The following is a 16,851-nucleotide window of genomic DNA, read 5'->3' on the forward strand; positions in this document are numbered from 1 at the left end:
TTGCGGTAATACCCTCGCCGTACGATCAGTCCATATAAGTGCCCTCTTGTCGGCTTTTATGGAGACTTTCGAGGGGACTCTTCTTGGAAGCTGAGAGATGCTGCCCGGACGCATCAGGGATGCCGACGGACGCATCGCGGATGCACCCGGGACGCATCAGGGATGCCGACGGACGCATCGCGGATGGAACCTGGGACGTAGCAGAGATGCGGACGGGAGCGCATCACGGATGCTGACGGGACGCATCGCGGATGCACCTGGGACGCATCGGGATGCTGCCGGGACGCTGATGGGAGTTCGTATGCGTATGCCGCTTGTCATCGCAGTCGCCCAGCCGGTGTGCGCGCCGTACGACGTGGCGGCGAACGCGGACGCGCACGCGGCGACGATCCGCGCCGCCGGTGCCCGCGTGATCGTGTTCCCCGAACTCTCCGTCACGGGGTATCACCTCGACGCTCCGGTGATCACAGCCGAGGACCCGCGACTGGCGCCCATCGTCTCGGCGTGCGCGGAGACGGGATCCCTCGCGCTGGTCGGTGCGCCCGTCGCCGACGAGGAAGGCAGCCCGCACATCTCGATGCTGGCCGTCGACGGCGGCGGTGCCCTCGTGGCGTACCACAAGCTGTGGCTCGGCACGACCGAGGCCCAACGATTCGCTCCGGGCGCCAAGCCGGCCGTACTCGAGGTCGACGGCTGGCGGCTCGGCCTCGCGATCTGCAAGGACATGGGCGTACCCCAGCACGCGTCGGACACCGCCGCCCTCGGAATCGACGTCTACGTCGGAGGGACCCTGAAGCACGCGGACGAGACGACGCTCCAGGACGAACGCGCCCGCCGGGTCGCGATCGAGCACGGGGTACGGGTCGCGGTGGCGAGCTTCGCAGGGTCGACAGGCGAGGGCTACACGTCGGCCGCGGGCCGCTCGGGCATCTGGTCCGCCGACGGCAGCGTGATCACCCAGACCGGCCCGGAGCCCGGCGCCCTCACCCGCACCACCCTCCGCTGACCCCCGCCTTCCCGCGCACCCCACGCGACCCGCACGCTTGCGCCCTCGCGCCGCACGCCCCCCAGCGCCTGCATTCTCGGCACCCTGGCGCGACCCTCCGCCGCCCTCGTGCGCCCTCCCGCGCTCGCATCCCTCCGACAGACACGGCGTCCGAGACGTCGGAGGAGCAGATCGGCCCCGTTCGATGGACTCGGGGTCATCCACAGCCCCCGCCGGCACGATCCCCCGCCATCCACAGAACCACGCTCGCCCGAAAAGTCCCCACCCCTCTCCCGGCACCCTCATGTCCCATGAGCACCGACCTCTCCGAACCCGCACTCACCCTGACCACCCCCGCCGACATCCTGGCCGCCGTGCCGTACATCGTCGGTTTCCACCCCACTGACAGCCTGGTCGTCATCGGGCTGGCGGGCAGAGTCGGCCAGGGCGAGATGCGCGTCTGCGCGCGCTGGAACCTGCCCCTCCCTCCAGGCTCGCTACGCCCCCTCGCCGCGCTGTTCGCCAGAGAGTCGATCACCCACCTCGTCGCCGTCGGGTACGGCACGCGCGCCCACGTCACCCCTGCCGTCGACGAGCTCAGCTCCATCGCCAAGTGGTGCGGCGTCGTCCCCTGCGAGGTCCTGCGCGCCCACGAGGGCCACTACTGGTCCTACGTGTGCGACCTGCCCGACTGCTGCCCACTGGACGGCACGCCGTACGACACCTCCACCAGCCAGATCGCCGCCGAGGCGACCGTGCAAGGCCTGGTCGCCCTGCCCAACCGCGCCACCCTCGAGGCCACGATCGCGCCCCACACGGGCCCCGTGCGGCTGTCGATGCGTCAGGCCACCGCGGGAGCCGTCGCCGCCCTTCGCGCCGCCATGGCCGCCGCCCCCGACGCCGACCGCTTCGCCCAGAGGTTCGTCGCCGACGGCCTGGGCAGGGTCCGCGCAGCCATCGAGACAGCCAAGGCCGGGGCGAGGATCGACGACAAGGAGGCCGCCCGCCTGGGGCTCGACCTGTCCGTGATCAGGGTCCGCGACGAGGCCTGGACCCTCCTCGACGAGGCGACCCAGCCCGCTCACCTCACACTCTGGAAGGACCTTACCCGACGGCTCGAACCGCGCTTCGTCCCCCCGGCCGCCTCCCTGCTCGCGATGGCCGCCTGGCGCGGCGGCGAGTGCGTCCTGGCGACCATCGCCCTCGAACGCGCCCTGGCCATCGACCCCGACTACTCGATGGCCAACCTCCTCATGCACGCGCTCCAGCACCTGCTGTCACCCACCGTGCTGCGCGACCGCATGCCGAGCCCCGCCGAGCTCGACGCCGCCATGGGCGCACCTCACGCGAGCTGGCTGCTCCCGCTCACCGCCATCCTTGATGAGAAGGAAGAGGCCCTCTCCTGAGTCTCCGCTCGCACGGCTCAAAGCCCCGGCAAGCAGTCGTCCCCGGCCAGGACCTGAGCCGCCAGCGACACCCTCTTCACGTTGCACGACCGGACCGCCCCCGGCGCCGGTCGTGCTATCACGCCAGCGCTTTCCCTGTTGGATCGGCGCCGTCACCCTCGACGGGAGCGGGCGCCTGGCGGTGACCTACAAGTGGGACATCGCGGTCTTCGAGCTTGGCGCGCCGCCCTAGGGTTTCATGATCTCGCGCATGGGGTGCAGGCTGGCGTCGCGCGGGACGCGGTCGCCGAGCGGCCGGCTCAGCTCGACCGTGTACGGCGTGGCCGGGTTGCCCAGGCAGTTGTGGAAGTCGCCCGCGGCGCGTTCGACGCCGATGATTAGGCGTACGTCCCGGTCCGTCTCCTCCAGGCCGACCACCCGGATACGCCCGTCGGCCGACTGCCCGCTGACGCAGGCCTGTTCGGTCACCAGCAGGTGGAGGCTGTTCCTGGTGGCCGGCTTCGCCGGGTCGAGGGCGACCTCGGCGACGCCCAGGTCGCCCAGGTCCCGTTGCAGGTTGCAGCCGCCCGAGCTGCGCATGTGCCAGCTCGGGCGGCCGTCCGCGGCCGGCGCGCTGAAGCGCTCGACCACCAGGAAGTCGTGGGTGACCGTCGCCCTCCCGCGCTCCTCCGGCTCGTCGAACTCCTTGATGAGGGCCACGCGCTCGCCGGTCTCCTCGACGATGCGCCACTTGTCCATGTCTTTGACCGGGCGGACCTCGTGCCCCTTGAGCGCGGCCCGCCCGTCGGGGCCGAGCTGGGTCGCCGGGCGGCCAGTGCTCATCACGTCCAGCGGAATCGGCCGGTCATGGCAGGTATAGGTGGGCTCGGCGGCATCCGCCAGGGGCGTTCCGCAGCCGGCGACGAGGAGCAGGAGCGCGACGATTCGCTTCATGTCCTGGACGACGTGGTCATGGGCCGCCCGGTTCACAGGACAGCCGGGAAGTCGCGGCAGTAGCCGCGGGGGTGTGGCGCCGATCGCGCTGTACAGATGCGTGCGCAGTGAGGCGGCGGTGCCGAAGCCGGCCAGCGAGGCGATGCGGTCGACCGTGAGGTCGGTGCTCTCCAGAAGGTGCCGGGCCCGCTCTACCAGGAGCCGTTCTTGAGACGGCTGGACTGAAGTTGACGGGATCCCGTCCGATCGATTGATCGGACGGGATCTTGGTCGTTGTGGTGGGTGGAGCGTCGGCTCGCTCAGTACCCGCTGCGGCGAGGGGCGGCGGTCGGGCGGCGGGAGAGGTTGGTCCGGCCTGTGGGCTTGAGGTCGCGCGCCGGTTGGTCGTGCCGGTGTGGCGATCGGGCCTGGTGCTCGGTCTTGGCCTGGGTGATCGTGGCGGGGAGTTTGATATGCATGCTTCCTCCTTGGGGTGCTAGGCCCTGGTGAGCCAGGTGACCTGGGTGCCGTTGTCGAAGGACTCGCGCCGGGTGGGGGTGAACAGGGTGGGGCTGAACTGTCCGGAGAACATGGGGATGCCCGCGCCCGCCACCACGGGGTAGCTCTTGAGGATGATCTCGTCGATCTCCGGGAGCAGGGAGGCGGCGAGCCTGCCGCCGCCGCAGAGGTAGATGTCCATGCCGGTGTCCTCGGCCTTCAGCCGCCGGACGAGCTCGATCGGGTCGCCGGCCTCCACCTGCACCGTGGGGTCGTCGATCGTCAGCGTGCTGGAGACGACGTACTGGCGCAGGTGGGAGTACGGGCTGGTGGTGGGGACGTCCAGGGCCGGCTCGTAGGTGCCGCGGCCCATCACCAGCGTGTCGAAGACCTTGTTGGGCACGCCCTCGAGGCCGACAAGCTTGCGGACGTGGGTGGGGAGCGTCTCGGGGTAACGGTCGTTGATCCAGGCGGCCATCTGGTCCGACACGGGGTAGAAGTCGAACTCGGCGTTGGGGCCCGCGATGTAGCCGTCGAGCGAGACGGCGATGTAGTAGACAAGCTTTCGCATATCGATCAACTCCCGACGTAGTACTCTGTTTGGAGTGGTCAAAACGTAGTACTACAGACGGAGTGGTGTCAAGTGCGGAGGAATCCCGAGCGGCGGCAGGCGCTGATCGACGCGGCCATCGAGGTGCTGGCCAGGGAAGGAGCGCGGGGGCTGACCTTCCGGGCCGTCGATGCGGAGGCGGCCGTGCCCCCGGGCACGGCCTCCAACTACTTCGCCAACCGCGACGACCTGTTCACCCAGGTCGGCGGGCGTATCTATGAGCGGTTGCTGCCCGACGAGGCCACGATCGCCCGCAGCCGGGAGGGCGTGCAGGACCAAACCCGCTATGCCGAGCTCATGCACGAACTGGTGGATCGGGTCTCCGCCTTCAACTCCGGCTACCTGGCCCTGCTCGAGCTCCGGCTGGAGTCCACTCGGCGCCCCGAGCTGCGCGCCGTGCTGACCAAGCGCATCCGCGAGGACATCGACGCCAACATCGGCCACCACGCCGCCTCGGGTCTGCCCGGCGACTCGACCTCGGTGGTGCTCCTCTACCTCGCTCTGAACTGGCTCATCGTGGAGCGGCTGACACTTCCCGACATCTTCACCGAGCAGGAGATCCACGAGCTGGTGGACGCCGCCGTGCGAAGAGCGCTGAATGCCTGACGCGTAAGGCCACCCGGCGATACTGGGAAACGATCACTCCTCGCGTGGGAAGCGATCTTTGGACGCTCCTATTCCGCCTGGTCATCCGCTCCCGTGAACGCCTCCTCCACGCGCACACTGCGGGCAGGCCGCACATCCGACAGGCCCCACCGGGCGACGGCAGCCGCTCCACGCTGCTCACGGGCTCCGGACCTGCCCCCAGCGCATGAGCCCGCCGGTGACCAGCCCGTCCCTCCGAGCGGCAGCCAGTTCGGTTTTGCGTTGACACTCGGCGTCGGCGAGATCGGGTGGGACGCGCAGGCCGAGGTTCGGTCCATGCAGTGCCAGCACCTCGTGGGCGGCGCTGGCGCAGTCGCGTCAGACGGGGTGGCCGGCTCCGGAGGATCCCGCCGGTAGTGATGATGAGGAGCTGGACGGCCGCGACAGCATCGCCGAGCGCCTGGTCGACGAGGTGCGTTGGGTGCTGGAGTGCGCCGAATGGGTCGACCGGCTCGCCGGCGACGGGTCCCCCCGGTGGTGAACCTGCGCCCGGCCGATGATGAGGACGCCTACCACGTCGAGGTGGACCTGGCCCGAGTGGCCGGGGTGCTGCGCCGGATCGCCTACGACATCGACGAGCTGGCCCGTGCCCGCGCGGTGGCCGACCTGGACCAGGCCGCCATCATCAGCGACCGGCGCGCAGAGGCAGGCGGGCGCGCGCTGGAGCATCTGTCGGGACAGGTCAAGCGCGAGCGTCCAGGGAACGAGCGTGCCAGCAGGGGGTGTGCTGGCCGGTGCCCAATCCGATCTCCACGCATGGCCGGCCGGGCAGCGGGCCGCCTTCCCGCGCCAGGGCGTCGGCCGGGAAGTCGGTACGGCCGGTGGCGTGCTCGGCGTCGGCACTCAGAGAGATTCGGAACGGAATCCGGCGTTACCAGGGTTCCGCTGGTCAGCGAGCCCAGCATTTCCTTTTCGGGCGCGGGGGAAGACGATTCCGGCTGCGGCGAAGGATGGGTGATCGTGACCGCCGACCGGAGGGCCGACCTTATGCCGGAGAAAAGAACGTGAGCGCCGAAGTGAGCGAACAGATGACCGACGCTGAGCTCGTCGCCCGGTACCGGCGCGACCCCGACCTGTTCACCGCCGTCCACGACCGCTACTACCGCGACATCTACCTGTACGTCGCCGGCCGCCTGGACGCGCAGATCGCAGAGGACCTCGCCGCCGAGACGTTCCTGCTGGCCTTCGACCGGCGCGACCGGTACGACCCGGAACGCGGAGACCTGCGGCCCTGGCTGTTCGGCATCGCCACCAATCTGATCGCCAGGCACCGCCGCAAGGAGACCCGCCACTACAAGGCGCTGGCCAAGCTGGGGCCCGAGCCCGTCGTGGAAGGCCACGAGGACCGGGTCGTCACCTCCATCACCGCCGAGCGCATGCAGCCGCACCTGGCCATGGCGCTCGCCGCCCTGTCCGGCGGCGAGCGCGACGTGCTGCTACTCGTGGCCCTGGGTCAGCTCAGCTACGACGAGGCGGCTCAGGCGCTCGGCATCGCCGTCGGCACCGTGGGCTCCCGGCTCAGCCGGGCCCGCAGCAAGATCCTCGCCCTCATTGACAAGGAGAACGCCCGTGGATGACCTGAACGCCGTCGCGACCCTGCTGGCCAAGCCCGAACCGTCCACCGAGGCGATCACCCGCAGCAGGGGACGTCTCCAGGACAGGATGACGCGGGGCCGCGCCCGACGGCGCCGCGGCTGGCTCCTGCCGGTGCTGGGCATGGCGGTCGCCGCCGCAGCGGCCGTCGCCGTGATCGTCACCAGCGTGGCCCCGCCCGCCTCCGCGCCGGTCTCGGGCAGGGACGTCCTGCTCATGGCCGCGGCCAGCGCCGAGCACATCCCGCGGGGCACGGGGACCTATTGGCACATCACGCGTACGTGGCAGGGCCCGGATGCGCCCCAGGTGCAGGAGAGCTGGACCACCCGCGACGGCCACCGCTGGTCCAGGAACGAGCCGTACGCCACTCCCGGCGCCGTCGTCGAGGACTCGGCCCCGTTCACACTCATGGGCGCCGAGATCGGTTTCGAGGAGCTCGAAGGGCTTCCGTCGGATCCGGAGGAGCTGAAGGAGCGCATCGCCGGGCTTCCGCGGAATGACAGCGCCATGACCCCTGCCGATCGGCAAGGCGAGCTCGTCTCCCCGCTGATCACCCTGATCACGGAGCTGCCGACGCCCCCGCAGGTCCGCTCGGCGGCGTTCGAGGCCCTCGCCGCGACGCCGGGGGTCAAGAACGCGGGGCCGGTCGAGGGCGGGCAGGAACTGCTGGTCCCGCTCTCCGAGAGCCTGGAGATCAGGATGGTCGTCGATCCCGAGGCCGCCCGGGTGGCGCGCGCCAACATCTTGCTGACCGCCGAAGGGGGCTCGGCGATGAGCAACTCGTACATCTCGGTGACCACCGAGTGGACGGACGAGCTCCCGCGGTGAAAACCGATGGACGGGCCGGCGCGGACGGTTCTGGGTGGTCGTGGCCCAGGGGAGGATCCGCATCATCGTCGCCGCGCCCGGGTCCGCGCTCGGCCGCTATCCCGAGGGTACCTGGCCGCGCCACCATGGGCCTGACCCAGCCAATGCCCCTGCCCGAGGGCCTGGCCGCGCTCCTGCAGGCCACCGGCTGACGGGCGCCCGGCGATGCAAGCGCGGCCGCGCTCCTGGCCGCGGCGCTGGGCGTGATCCTGGCCTCGGCCGGTGTGGCGCTGCTGTACTGGACCATCGTGCTGTTCCACCGGGTCGGCAAGGGCACCCTGTCCCGCTGGAGCCCACCCGCGCCCTGGTGGTGACCGGCCCCTACCGGCATGTGCGCGGCGCGGTCATCTATGAGTGGCAGCGCACCACGGCGGCGCATCCGGTGCTTTCACGGTCCTCTGCATAGATCACCGAAAGCCCAGGACATCCGTGCACTCGACTTCGGAAAAGGACACACCCCATCGGCACCGCCTGCCTGCGCCCCCCGCGCCCGTCAGCGGGTCACGATCCCTGGTGAGCTGCACGGTCGCACGAACACGGGAACGGCTCGGCCGACGTCACGTGGCGGAGATCCGCCGAGCTGACGGGGTCCGTCAGCCCAGATCCTCGCGCTTGCGGCGCTCATTGTAGGCCCGCATACGCGGCGGGTAGCCGGTCAGCTGGACATCGTAGACAGGCAACGCCAGATCCCGCGCCACCTTGCGGATCACCTGAGGTGAGCCCACCCGGCGCCTGGTCCACTCGCCATCGTCGGCGATCGCGACGGCCGTCGTGTCGGTGGCAAAGGTCTCGGGCTCGACGTAGAACTCCACGCCGCGCCGCGACTTGGCGAAGGCGATGAGCGCCTCGATATCGGCGTCGGTCGCTTCACGGTCGAACTTCGCGACCTTGTTCCCGCGCCAGCGCCGCAGTCCGTAGCGATCTCGCCATCTCATGCCTCCTTTTTATATCGTTCCGCGCCCCACTGCGTCGGGGCTGTTATCGGGGAGAGATCGGGGTTTCTCCCGATGTACCCCAACGAGGGCGTGGAGGAGGATGACCTCAGATGGCCCGTCGAGGAAAGGCATGGCATTCATGGCATCGGCACAAACACCAGCGCCGACATCCCGGGGGCACGGAAAGGTGCCGCCGATGGAGTTGCGCGTCACCAACCAGGACCGCGAGCACGTGGTCGAACACGTCAAGGCGGCGTACGCCGAGGGACGCTTCGACAAGTACGAGTTCGACGAGCGCCTCGGCAGGGCCATGACCGCGCGCACCCACGGCGACCTCATGCCCATCATGACCGAGCTGTACGGCCCGCAGAGCCATTGGCACTCGATCGCCGCGCCGCCCAAGGTCGCTCCCCGTCCCGCGCCCCGGCCGCACGGCCTGCCCGCCGACAGCAACGAACGCGTCGGTGGCGCAGCGGCCCACCTGCTGGGACTGCTGGGCCTGATCATCGTCGGTCCGCTGATCCTGCTGCTCACGGGAGGCAAGACGTCGCCGTACATCCGGCACCACGCGATCGAGGCGCTGAACTTCCACCTGACCCTGCTGGGTGCGACGGTCCTGCTGCCGTTCACGATCGTGGGCGTCGTGCTCGTCCCGGTGATCTGGGTAGCCGCGTTCGTCCTGGCGATCGTCGGCGGTGTGTCGGCGCTGGCCGAGAACGACTTCCGCTACCCGCTGACGGTCCGCCTGGTGAAGTGACCCACCGCCCGCCGAGACGTGCGTGCTGGGTGGGGGCGGCGTCTTCCGGGTGGTGCCCGGGGGGTGCGGGATGAGGTACGCGCTGGGTGGGGGTGATGCGCGTGGGGGCGGACGTGGGCACACCCGCGTGCGGTTGGGGGCGATGCCGCGCGGGGGAGGCTTCGGGAGAGAACGGGCCGAGTGGGGGGACGCGGCCGGGTGCCGTCGTTGGGGGATGACGCGGCGTGGCGTCCGACGGGACCCGGCCGCGAGTTCGTGCCCGCAGGGAGAAGCGGCTAGGCGGCGAGGACCTGGTACTTGACGGTCATGACACCCGAGCCGGTGCTCCCGATGGCGGAGAAGGCGGCCTCGGACAGGTCGAGGCAGCGTCCGCCGGCGTAGGGGCCGCGGTCGTTGATGCGCACCACGACGGCCTTGCCGTTCGAGGGATTGATGACGCGGACCTTGCTGCCCAGCGGGAGCGACTTGTGCGCCGCGGTCAGGGCCGACGGGTCGAAGCGTTCGCCGCTGGCCGTCATCTGGGGCTCGTCGTAGAACGACGCGCCGCACCTGCCCGTGGAGACCACGCGGGCCTTCTGCTTGGCGGGCCTTTGGGCGACCTTCGAGGAGTCGGCCGAGGTGGCGCGCCTGGATGTCGCGCTCTTCTCGCGCTTCGCGGACGATCGGCGGTCTGAGGCGGAGGTGGAGGTCGACGCGCGGTCCGCGTTCGAAGACGACCCGCGGTCGGCGGTCGTGGTCGACTCCTTTCCGGAAGCCGAAGCCGAGGAGGCGACCGGCGCGGAGGGGGAAGCCGAGGTGGGGGTGACGGCGGGGGTCGACGCGGAAGGTGACGCCGAGGTGGTCCGGGCCGAGGCGGCGGACGGCGAGAGCGACGGGGTGCCGGTGGGGGAGGCTCCGGGGGCGACGGCCGCGGAGAGGCCTACGGCGGCGGTCTGGGGGGAGTCGCCGTTCGCGACGGCGGCCCATGCGGTGGTGGACGCGGCGGCCAGTACGGCGGCGCCTGCCGCGACGGTGGTCCAACGACGCCTGCCGGGGGCGGTGAGACGGCCCAGCGGGTTCTTGCCGGACGGCTTGGTCGAATGCTGACCCAAGGGAAACCACGGTCCTAGATAGGAGACAGGACAGGGACGGGCCAGACGGGGAGGGGGATGGGGACGCGCGTCGGCCTGATCCCTAAGCGAGGCGAAGAGCGCTTCGCAATGCGCCCGAACATACGTGACAAAGGGCGCGTAAAGGCAACTTAATGGGACGTCCCGTGATATATCCCACTTTGGTCATGAAGGGGTTGCCGAGGATCGACACTACGCCCTTGATCTTGGGTTTTGTCGAGAACCGCACGACGCAGAGAACCAGTGGGCGTCGGACATCAGGCCTGGGTAGGCGGCGGATCCCGAAGCGAGCGAAACCCTGGCTCAAGATGCAATGGCGGGGTAAAGAACCTCATGGATCGGAGCCCGTGGGTCATCGGAAGACTGGGGGCCATCTCAGACCATGGGACGTCGGGAGAGCGGGTGTTGTCCCAGGCCGTGGGGAGCCCGGGGGCTATCTCAGGCCGTCGGTCGTCCGGAGGCCGGCGGTTTGCCCGGTGGCTGCAGGTTGTCGCGGCGGCTGGTGGGAGAACCGGGTTGAGGCATCGGCGCGTCGATCATCCCCAGCCCTGTGGGTGCATCGAGCAGCCACCGCATGGCGATCGTGAAGCCTTCAGCGCGCGGTGCAAGCACTTCGGCCAGGGGCTTGCAGTAGGGGGCCGGTCGGGACACGGGATCACTTCGGCGTCGAGGCCGCGACGGAAGCAGACGGTCTCGACCCTTCGGTCCTCGATGTAGGGCGAGTTCGGCCTACTCATGTGCGTGCCCTCGATGCCGGGCACGGTTGCCCGCGTGAGCAACGATCTCGCCCGTCTACCAGCGTCCCTCCACCAGCAACGACGAACGCACGGCAGCTCCGCAAGACTTCCTGCACGCCTGCGACCACCATCGCTGCCACACCGCACTCGGAGGCCGTCCTCCGATCAGCCGTGCCAACAACCCTGCGGGTCAATACGTCTGGCGGGCACTGCCGTCGATTTCTGCCAGTCGTGCGGACCAGCGCGCCCACCCCTCGCGCTGGCCGAATCGGTTCTCGCATTCGAGCTGGAGGCGGCAGGCGAGCGCGGCCAGCTCTGGCAGGCGGTGTCGGGCGGCTTCGACGATCGCCTCTACGTCGCCGTCCCAGGCAGGGTTGACGAGCGGTTCGAGGATGCGGGTGCCGATCTCCATGGCGAGCTCCGGCGGGTGGGCCGAGCCGTTCTCCAGCGCGTACGCCAGGAGCCAGGCGGACAGGCCGGTGGTCGCCAGCAGGCCCAGCAGTCTTTCGACGGTTTCGGTGTCGCCGGTGCGGGCGTGCAGGAAGGCCAGATCGATCGCCACCTCACTGGCCCAGGAGGTTACCAGGTCGCCGCCGAGGCCCTTCAGGATCTGCTCGGCGCGGGCGAAGTCGCCCTCATACAACGCCAGGCCGAACGAGGCGACGCAGGCCGAGCCGTCGTCATACGCGGTGCGAAGCTCGGCCGCCGCTCGGGAGAGGTCGCCCGCAGCGGCGAGCCGGCGGCCGTGCTCGGCGGGGCTCTCCATATTCGCGCGGCGGCGCGCCTCGGCCATGATGGAGGCGTCTCCGTGGAGGACCGCCAGGCAGTACGCGGCGCGCGCGTCCTCATGCAGTCCGGCCGAGAACAGTCGGACGCACAGCTCCAGGGCGGCGCGGGCCCGGTCGTCCTCTTCCTCTCGCCCGGCCAGCAGGTCGCCCAGGTCGAGACGTGCTTCGATGATCGGGACCTGCGAGGCAGTCGGAGCGGGCGGGTTACAACATCAGTGAGCGTACGGTCTCCACCGTGTCGGCTTCCTCGGCCCGCTTGTCCGGCCGGTACCGCAGCACTCGTGCGAACCGGAGCGCCATCCCGCCCGGATAGCGCGGCGAACGCTGAACGCCGTCAAAGGCGATCTCCACCACCAGCTCGGGCTTGAGCGCGACCGTCCAGCCGTCGGTGGGGCCGTCGGCGATCTCCAGGAAGCGCTCGGTCTGCCAGGCCAGCAGTTCGTCGGTCAGCCCCTTGAACGTCTTGCCCAGCATGACGAACGCCCCGCTGTCAGGGTCGCGCGCGCCCAGGTGGAGGTTGGACAGCTTGCCCTCGCGTCGCCCGTGGCCCCATTCGGCGGCCAGCACGACCAGGTCGAGCGTGTGGCGGGGCTTGACCTTGATCCAGCCCGCCCCGCGCCGCCCTGCCGCGTAGGGGGAGGTGAGGGACTTGGCGACCAGGCCCTCGTGGCCCCGCCGTACGACCTCGGTGAAGAAGGACTCGGCGGAGGGCAGGTCGTGGGTGACCAGGCGGGGGGTGAGCAGTGCGGGGGGAACGGTGGCGGCGAGCCGCTCCTGGCGCTCGCCGTACGGCAGGTCGAGCAGGTCGGCGCCGTCGATCCTGAGGGCGTCGAAGAAGAAGACGCTGAGCGGGGTCTCCTCGCGCAACCTGGGCACGTCGGTCTTGCTGCTGACCCTGCTCGCCGTCAGCTGGAACGGCTGTGGGCGGCCGTCGGGACGCAGTGCGATGACCTCGCCGTCGAGCACCAGATCGGACGAGGGCAGCGCGAGCACCGCCTCGACCAGCTCGGGCACCTGGTCGGTGATGTCGTCGAGGGTGCGGGTGAAGACCCTGACGTCGTCGCCCGAACGGTGGGCCTGGACGCGGATGCCGTCGAGCTTCCACTCCAGCGCCGCTTCGCCGCCGATCTTCTCGAGCACGGCGGCGACGCTGGGCGCGCTGCCGGCGAGCATGGGGGCGACGGGGCGGCCCACCTCCAGCTTGAAGGCACGCAACGCCTCGATGCCGCCCGACAGCGCGGCCGCGCCGACCGCGGGGAGCCAGCCGCGCAGCGTGAGCGCTCGCCGTACGTCGGCCGAGGCCGCGCCGGAGGCCTTGGCGACGGCCTCGATCATCACGCCGTCGAGGGCGCCCTGCCGTAGTTCGCCGGAGAGCAGGCGCAGCAGGAAGGACTGCTCCTGGCTGGTGACGGCGGTGAACAGCTCCTCGACCATGGCCTTGCGGGCGGCCTGCGAGCCGGGGCCCGAGACGGCCTTGATGCGGGTGAGGAGGGCGTCGACGTCGGTGAGGGTCGCGGTGGCGACGAGTTTGGGCGGGGGCGGGTCCTGCAGAGTGCGCCAGCCGACGCCGATCTGGCGCTGGGGGAGCTCGCCGGACAGGTAGGCGATCGCGATCTCCGCCTCGTCGGCGCCGACGCGACCCAGCAGCTCGGCCAGATGGCCGATCTTGCCCAGCCGGGCGGAGGTCCTGGCCACGGCCTCGGAGACACGGACGACGTCGATCAGCAGCACACCGCTTATGTTGCCCTACGGACCCGACAAAAGTCGCGCCGGACCTTCCTGGGAGGGCGGCCCTGCCCGCCGGCGCGTGGCCGGGGTTCTTCGGGATCGTGGGGCGGCGCCGAGGGTGGGCGGGTGCGGCCCCGCCCTGGGGCGGGCTGGGATCTTCAGGCGGGCCGGTCGGGGGCGGCGGTGTGGGGTACGGCGGGCCGTACCCCACTTCGCGCGAGGGTCAGCGCACGCCGAGCAGGTCGACGACGAAGATGAGCGTCTCGCCCGGCTTGATGGCCCGGCCGGCGCCACGGTTGCCGTAGCCGAGGTGCGGCGGGATGACGAGCTTGCGCCGTCCCCCGACCTTCATCCCCGCCACTCCCTGGTCCCAGCCGGCGATGACACGGCCACCGCCCAGCGGGAACTCGAACGGCGTGCCGCGGTTCCAGGACGAGTCGAACTCCTCGCCCGAGGAGAAGGAGACGCCGACGTAGTGCACCTGGACGCTCTGTCCAGACTTGGCCTCGGGGCCGTCCCCCTCAACGATGTCGACGATCTCCAGGTCAGAGGGCGGGTTGCCCTCCGGGAAGTCGATCTCCGGCTTCTCGAGTGCCACGATGTTCTCCTTGGTGGATGTCTTCTGACGCACAGACTCTATGGCAGCCCGCCGAGCGGCCTGAGGACGCGGCCTGAGGACGCGGCCCCGGAGTGCGGGCGGATCGTGGTCAGCCCCGTCGGTTCCGTGGTGAACTGATCGCATGGCCACCTCGCTGAGCGGACGAGTCGCTGTGATCACCGGCGCGGCGGGTGGCGTCGCGGAGACGCTCGCGGGGATGGGCGCGACCCTCGTCGTCTGCGGTCCCGCGCCGGGGGAGCGGGCGGCCGCCGATCTGGCCCTGACGCTCGACCTGGCCGACCCGATGGCGCTCAACGTGCTCGCGACGGCCGTCGAGGAGCGCTACGGCAGGATCGACCTCCTGGTCGCCGCCGCGACGGGCGCGACGAAGGCGCCGTTCGAGTCGGTGATGGCCAGGGCCGAGCGCGCTGTCGTGGAGGAGAACTTCACCAGGGTCACCGCGTTGATCAGGCGGCTGCTGCCGCTGATGGGCGGCGGCTCGTCGATCGTCGTCCTCGTGCCGGAGGAGGCCCGCCACGCTCTCGACGCCGCGATGAAGGCCGCTGTCGAGAGCCTGTGCGAGGCGCTGGCGGTGGAGCTGGCCCCGCGCGGCGTCGATGTCGGCGCCGTCACGGAGGCCGCCGCCTACCAGCTCTGGTGCAGCGGCATGCCCTCGGTGTAGCCGGACGAGCTCTGGATGCCGACCACGGCCCGCTCGTGGAACTCCTCCAGCGTCGTCGCGCCCGCGTAGGTGCACGAGGAGCGCAGGCCGGCCACGATCGCGTCGATCTGGTCCTCGACGCTGGGCCGCTGCGGGTCGAGGTACATGCGGGAGGTGGAGATGCCCTCCTCGAACAGTGCCTTGCGGGCCCGCTCGAACGGGCTGTCCTCGGCGGTGCGCAGCCGTACGGCACGCGCCGAGGCCATCCCGAAGTTCTCCTTGTACTTGCGGCCGTCGGCGTCGGTGCGGGCGTCGCCCGGCGACTCGTAGGTGCCGGCGAACCACGAGCCGATCATGACGTTGGCCGCGCCCGCGGCCAGGGCGAGAGCGACGTCCCGCGGGTGCCGTACGCCTCCGTCTGCCCACACGTGGCGCCCGAGGCGGCGGGCCTCGGCCGAGCATTCGAGGACGGCGGAGAACTGCGGCCTGCCCACGCCCGTCATCATCCTGGTCGTGCACATCGCGCCGGGGCCGACGCCCACCTTGACGATGTCGGCGCCGGCGTCGACCAGGTCGCGGACGCCCTCGGCGGTCACGACGTTGCCTGCGGCGACGGGCACGGCGGGGCCGAGCGCCCTGACGGCGCGCAGCGCGGAGATCATCTTCTCCTGGTGCCCGTGCGCGGTGTCGACGACGAGGCAGTCGATGCCGGCGTCGAGCAGTTCCTTGGCCTTGGCGGCCACGTCGCCGTTGACGCCGACGGCGGCCGCGACGCGCAGTCTGCCCTGGGAGTCGAGCGCGGGCTGGTAGAGGGTGGCGCGCAGCGCGCCTGTGCGGGTCAGGATGCCGACGAGGCGGCCCTCCCCGTCGACGATGGGCGCCAGGCGGTGGCGGCCCTCGTGCAGCATGTCGAAGGCCTCGCGCGGGTCCAGTCCCACGGGCAGCGTGAGCAGGTGGGCCGACATCACCTGCGAGAGCTGGGTGAACATGTCGACGCCGTGGCAGTCGGCCTCGGTGACCACGCCGACGGGGCGGTTGTCCCAGTCGACGACGATGACCGCGCCGTGCGCCCGCTTCGGCAGCAGCGCCAGCGCCTCGCCGACGGTGTCGTGCGGGGTCAGCGTGAGCGGCGTGTCGTGCACCAGGTCACGCCTCTTCACCCAGTCGACGACGTCGGCGACCACGTCGATCGGGATGTCCTGCGGGATGACGGCGACGCCGCCCCTGCGGGCGATGGTCTCGGCCATGCGACGGCCCGCGACCGCGGTCATGTTGGCGACCACGAGCGGAAGAGTCGTACCCGTGCCGTCGTTGGTGGACAGGTCGACCGCGAGCCTGGAGCCGATCGAGGAGCGGGACGGGACCATGAACACGTCGCTGTAGGTCAGGTCGTATGACGGCTCGAGTCCGTTGAGAAACTTCACGTTCGTCCATCCTACTTGCGAAAATGGGACATGCCGCGCAGGTGGACAAGGCATGCGCTGACTGGTCACCAAGGGTCTTTCCCGCTTTCGATGGCCATATGATCTGCGGGACGGATCTGGGGGACGGAGGACGCGGTGGACATCGTTGAGCGGTCGGAGGTGGTGGTCGTCGGCCATGCCGTACGGACCACGAACGCCGATGAGATGGACCCGTCGAGGGCGAGGCTGCCGGGGCTGTGGCAGCGGGCGGGGGCGCCGGGGGCGTTCGCGCACGTGCCGGGCCGCCTCGACGAAAACCTTTACGCGGTGTTGACCGACTACGAGAGCGACCACCACGGCGCCTACACGCAGATCGTCGGGGTCGGCGTGCGGACCGTTCCACGGCTGCCCGAGGGCATGGTCGCGGTACGGGTGCCCGCGGGCCGGGCGCTGAAGGTGGCGGCCAGGGGGCAGATGCCGCAGGCCATCATCGACGCCTGGCAGCAGGTGTGGAAGCACACCGAGTCGGGCGGCACGCCCGCCAGGTCGTTCACCACCGATCTGGAGGTGCACCACCCGGCGGGAGCCGATCTCTACGTCGCGGTGTGAGCCCCGGCCG

The 16,851-nt window shown here is 70.6% G+C and carries 19 protein-coding genes and 1 pseudogene; 11 read left to right on the forward strand and 9 right to left on the reverse strand.

The features are described 5' to 3' along the window. The first annotated feature begins 301 nt into the window (after window positions 1–301). A complete protein-coding gene (locus AB0B45_RS04220; RefSeq protein WP_358125018.1) occupies window positions 302–1,006 on the forward strand; it encodes a carbon-nitrogen hydrolase family protein in 705 nt (234 codons plus the stop codon). A gap of 290 nt (window positions 1,007–1,296) precedes the next feature. Continuing rightward, entirely contained in the window at window positions 1,297–2,391 is a 1,095-nt protein-coding gene (locus tag AB0B45_RS04225) for a DUF4192 domain-containing protein (protein WP_358125021.1), read from the forward strand. 228 nt (window positions 2,392–2,619) lie between these two features. Here the strand turns inward: AB0B45_RS04225 and AB0B45_RS04230 are convergent, their stop codons facing one another. The 3 genes from AB0B45_RS04230 to AB0B45_RS04240 form a co-directional block, all read right to left on the reverse strand. Further along, complete coding sequence (locus tag AB0B45_RS04230; RefSeq protein ID WP_358125024.1) at window positions 2,620–3,324, reverse strand: hypothetical protein; 705 nt, start codon at window positions 3,322–3,324, stop codon at window positions 2,620–2,622. Window positions 3,325–3,623: 299 nt separating this feature from the next. After that, window positions 3,624–3,782, reverse strand: coding sequence for a hypothetical protein (locus tag AB0B45_RS04235; RefSeq protein ID WP_183654975.1), 159 nt, complete (start codon window positions 3,780–3,782; stop codon window positions 3,624–3,626). 17 nt (window positions 3,783–3,799) lie between these two features. Beyond that, the gene (locus AB0B45_RS04240) at window positions 3,800–4,372 is read right to left on the reverse strand and encodes a dihydrofolate reductase family protein (RefSeq protein WP_358125027.1); all 573 of its coding nucleotides are present in this window, start codon (window positions 4,370–4,372) and stop codon (window positions 3,800–3,802) included. Window positions 4,373–4,444: 72 nt separating this feature from the next. Here AB0B45_RS04240 and AB0B45_RS04245 point away from each other — a divergent pair, with 72 nt between their 5' ends. The 4 genes from AB0B45_RS04245 to AB0B45_RS04260 all read left to right on the forward strand — a co-directional run bounded on the left by AB0B45_RS04245 (window position 4,445) and on the right by AB0B45_RS04260 (window position 7,477). After that, entirely contained in the window at window positions 4,445–5,017 is a 573-nt protein-coding gene (locus AB0B45_RS04245) for a TetR family transcriptional regulator (RefSeq protein WP_358125030.1), read from the forward strand. 513 nt (window positions 5,018–5,530) lie between these two features. Continuing rightward, complete coding sequence (locus tag AB0B45_RS04250; protein ID WP_358125033.1) at window positions 5,531–6,064, forward strand: hypothetical protein; 534 nt, start codon at window positions 5,531–5,533, stop codon at window positions 6,062–6,064. 20 nt (window positions 6,065–6,084) lie between these two features. Further along, window positions 6,085–6,633 (forward strand): RNA polymerase sigma factor, encoded by a 549-nt coding sequence (locus tag AB0B45_RS04255; RefSeq protein WP_358125036.1) that lies wholly within the window; start codon window positions 6,085–6,087, stop codon window positions 6,631–6,633. Beyond that, entirely contained in the window at window positions 6,626–7,477 is an 852-nt protein-coding gene (locus tag AB0B45_RS04260) for a CU044_5270 family protein (RefSeq protein WP_358125039.1), read from the forward strand. Before AB0B45_RS04255 ends, AB0B45_RS04260 begins: the two co-directional genes overlap by 8 nt. Window positions 7,478–8,109: 632 nt before the next feature. On the opposite strand, the gene AB0B45_RS04265 is transcribed toward AB0B45_RS04260, so the two are convergent. Next, a complete protein-coding gene (locus AB0B45_RS04265) occupies window positions 8,110–8,451 on the reverse strand; it encodes a hypothetical protein (RefSeq protein ID WP_358125042.1) in 342 nt (113 codons plus the stop codon). 196 nt (window positions 8,452–8,647) lie between these two features. Here AB0B45_RS04265 and AB0B45_RS04270 point away from each other — a divergent pair, with 196 nt between their 5' ends. Continuing rightward, window positions 8,648–9,208, forward strand: coding sequence for a DUF1707 and DUF4870 domain-containing protein (locus tag AB0B45_RS04270; protein ID WP_358125045.1), 561 nt, complete (start codon window positions 8,648–8,650; stop codon window positions 9,206–9,208). Window positions 9,209–9,483: 275 nt separating this feature from the next. Here AB0B45_RS04270 and AB0B45_RS04275 read toward each other — a convergent pair whose 3' ends face one another. Next, complete coding sequence (locus tag AB0B45_RS04275) at window positions 9,484–9,774, reverse strand: septal ring lytic transglycosylase RlpA family protein (RefSeq protein WP_358125048.1); 291 nt, start codon at window positions 9,772–9,774, stop codon at window positions 9,484–9,486. Between AB0B45_RS04275 and AB0B45_RS04280 the strand changes: the two genes are divergently transcribed. Together AB0B45_RS04280 and AB0B45_RS04285 are read left to right on the forward strand one after the other, a co-directional pair. Further along, a complete protein-coding gene (locus tag AB0B45_RS04280; protein WP_358125051.1) occupies window positions 9,764–10,294 on the forward strand; it encodes a hypothetical protein in 531 nt (176 codons plus the stop codon). The two genes, AB0B45_RS04275 and AB0B45_RS04280, sit on opposite strands and share 11 nt — an antisense overlap. An 816-nt stretch (window positions 10,295–11,110) precedes the next feature. Further along, window positions 11,111–11,254, forward strand: a pseudogene (locus tag AB0B45_RS04285) (IS481 family transposase); the annotation flags it as partial. On the opposite strand, the gene AB0B45_RS04290 reads toward AB0B45_RS04285, so the two are convergent. The 3 genes from AB0B45_RS04290 to AB0B45_RS04300 form a co-directional block, all read right to left on the reverse strand. Then, on the reverse strand, window positions 11,245–11,847 hold the full coding sequence (locus AB0B45_RS04290; protein WP_358125054.1) for a hypothetical protein: 603 nt from the start codon (window positions 11,845–11,847) through the stop codon (window positions 11,245–11,247). The pseudogene AB0B45_RS04285 and the gene AB0B45_RS04290 overlap by 10 nt on opposite strands. A 199-nt stretch (window positions 11,848–12,046) precedes the next feature. Continuing rightward, window positions 12,047–13,573 carry an ATP-dependent DNA ligase gene (locus AB0B45_RS04295; protein WP_358125057.1) on the reverse strand — a complete coding sequence of 509 codons (1,527 nt, stop codon included), beginning with the start codon at window positions 13,571–13,573 and terminating at the stop codon, window positions 12,047–12,049. A 220-nt stretch (window positions 13,574–13,793) separates the two neighbouring features. Further along, window positions 13,794–14,168, reverse strand: a complete 375-nt coding sequence (locus AB0B45_RS04300) for an FKBP-type peptidyl-prolyl cis-trans isomerase (protein WP_358125060.1) — start codon at window positions 14,166–14,168, stop codon at window positions 13,794–13,796. Between the two features lie 142 nt (window positions 14,169–14,310). Here AB0B45_RS04300 and AB0B45_RS04305 point away from each other — a divergent pair, with 142 nt between their 5' ends. Beyond that, complete coding sequence (locus AB0B45_RS04305) at window positions 14,311–14,850, forward strand: SDR family oxidoreductase (protein WP_358125062.1); 540 nt, start codon at window positions 14,311–14,313, stop codon at window positions 14,848–14,850. On the opposite strand, the gene AB0B45_RS04310 is transcribed toward AB0B45_RS04305, so the two are convergent. Beyond that, complete coding sequence (locus tag AB0B45_RS04310) at window positions 14,814–16,253, reverse strand: GuaB1 family IMP dehydrogenase-related protein (RefSeq protein WP_358125065.1); 1,440 nt, start codon at window positions 16,251–16,253, stop codon at window positions 14,814–14,816. The genes AB0B45_RS04305 and AB0B45_RS04310 overlap by 37 nt on opposite strands. Before the next feature lie 135 nt (window positions 16,254–16,388). Here AB0B45_RS04310 and AB0B45_RS04315 point away from each other — a divergent pair, with 135 nt between their 5' ends. Further along, complete coding sequence (locus AB0B45_RS04315) at window positions 16,389–16,841, forward strand: effector binding domain-containing protein (protein ID WP_358125067.1); 453 nt, start codon at window positions 16,389–16,391, stop codon at window positions 16,839–16,841. Window positions 16,842–16,851: the final 10 nt, after the last annotated feature.

It is taken from the genome of Nonomuraea sp. NPDC049152 (assembly GCF_040648355.1).
In the GTDB taxonomy this organism is placed as follows: Bacteria; Actinomycetota; Actinomycetes; order Streptosporangiales; family Streptosporangiaceae; genus Nonomuraea.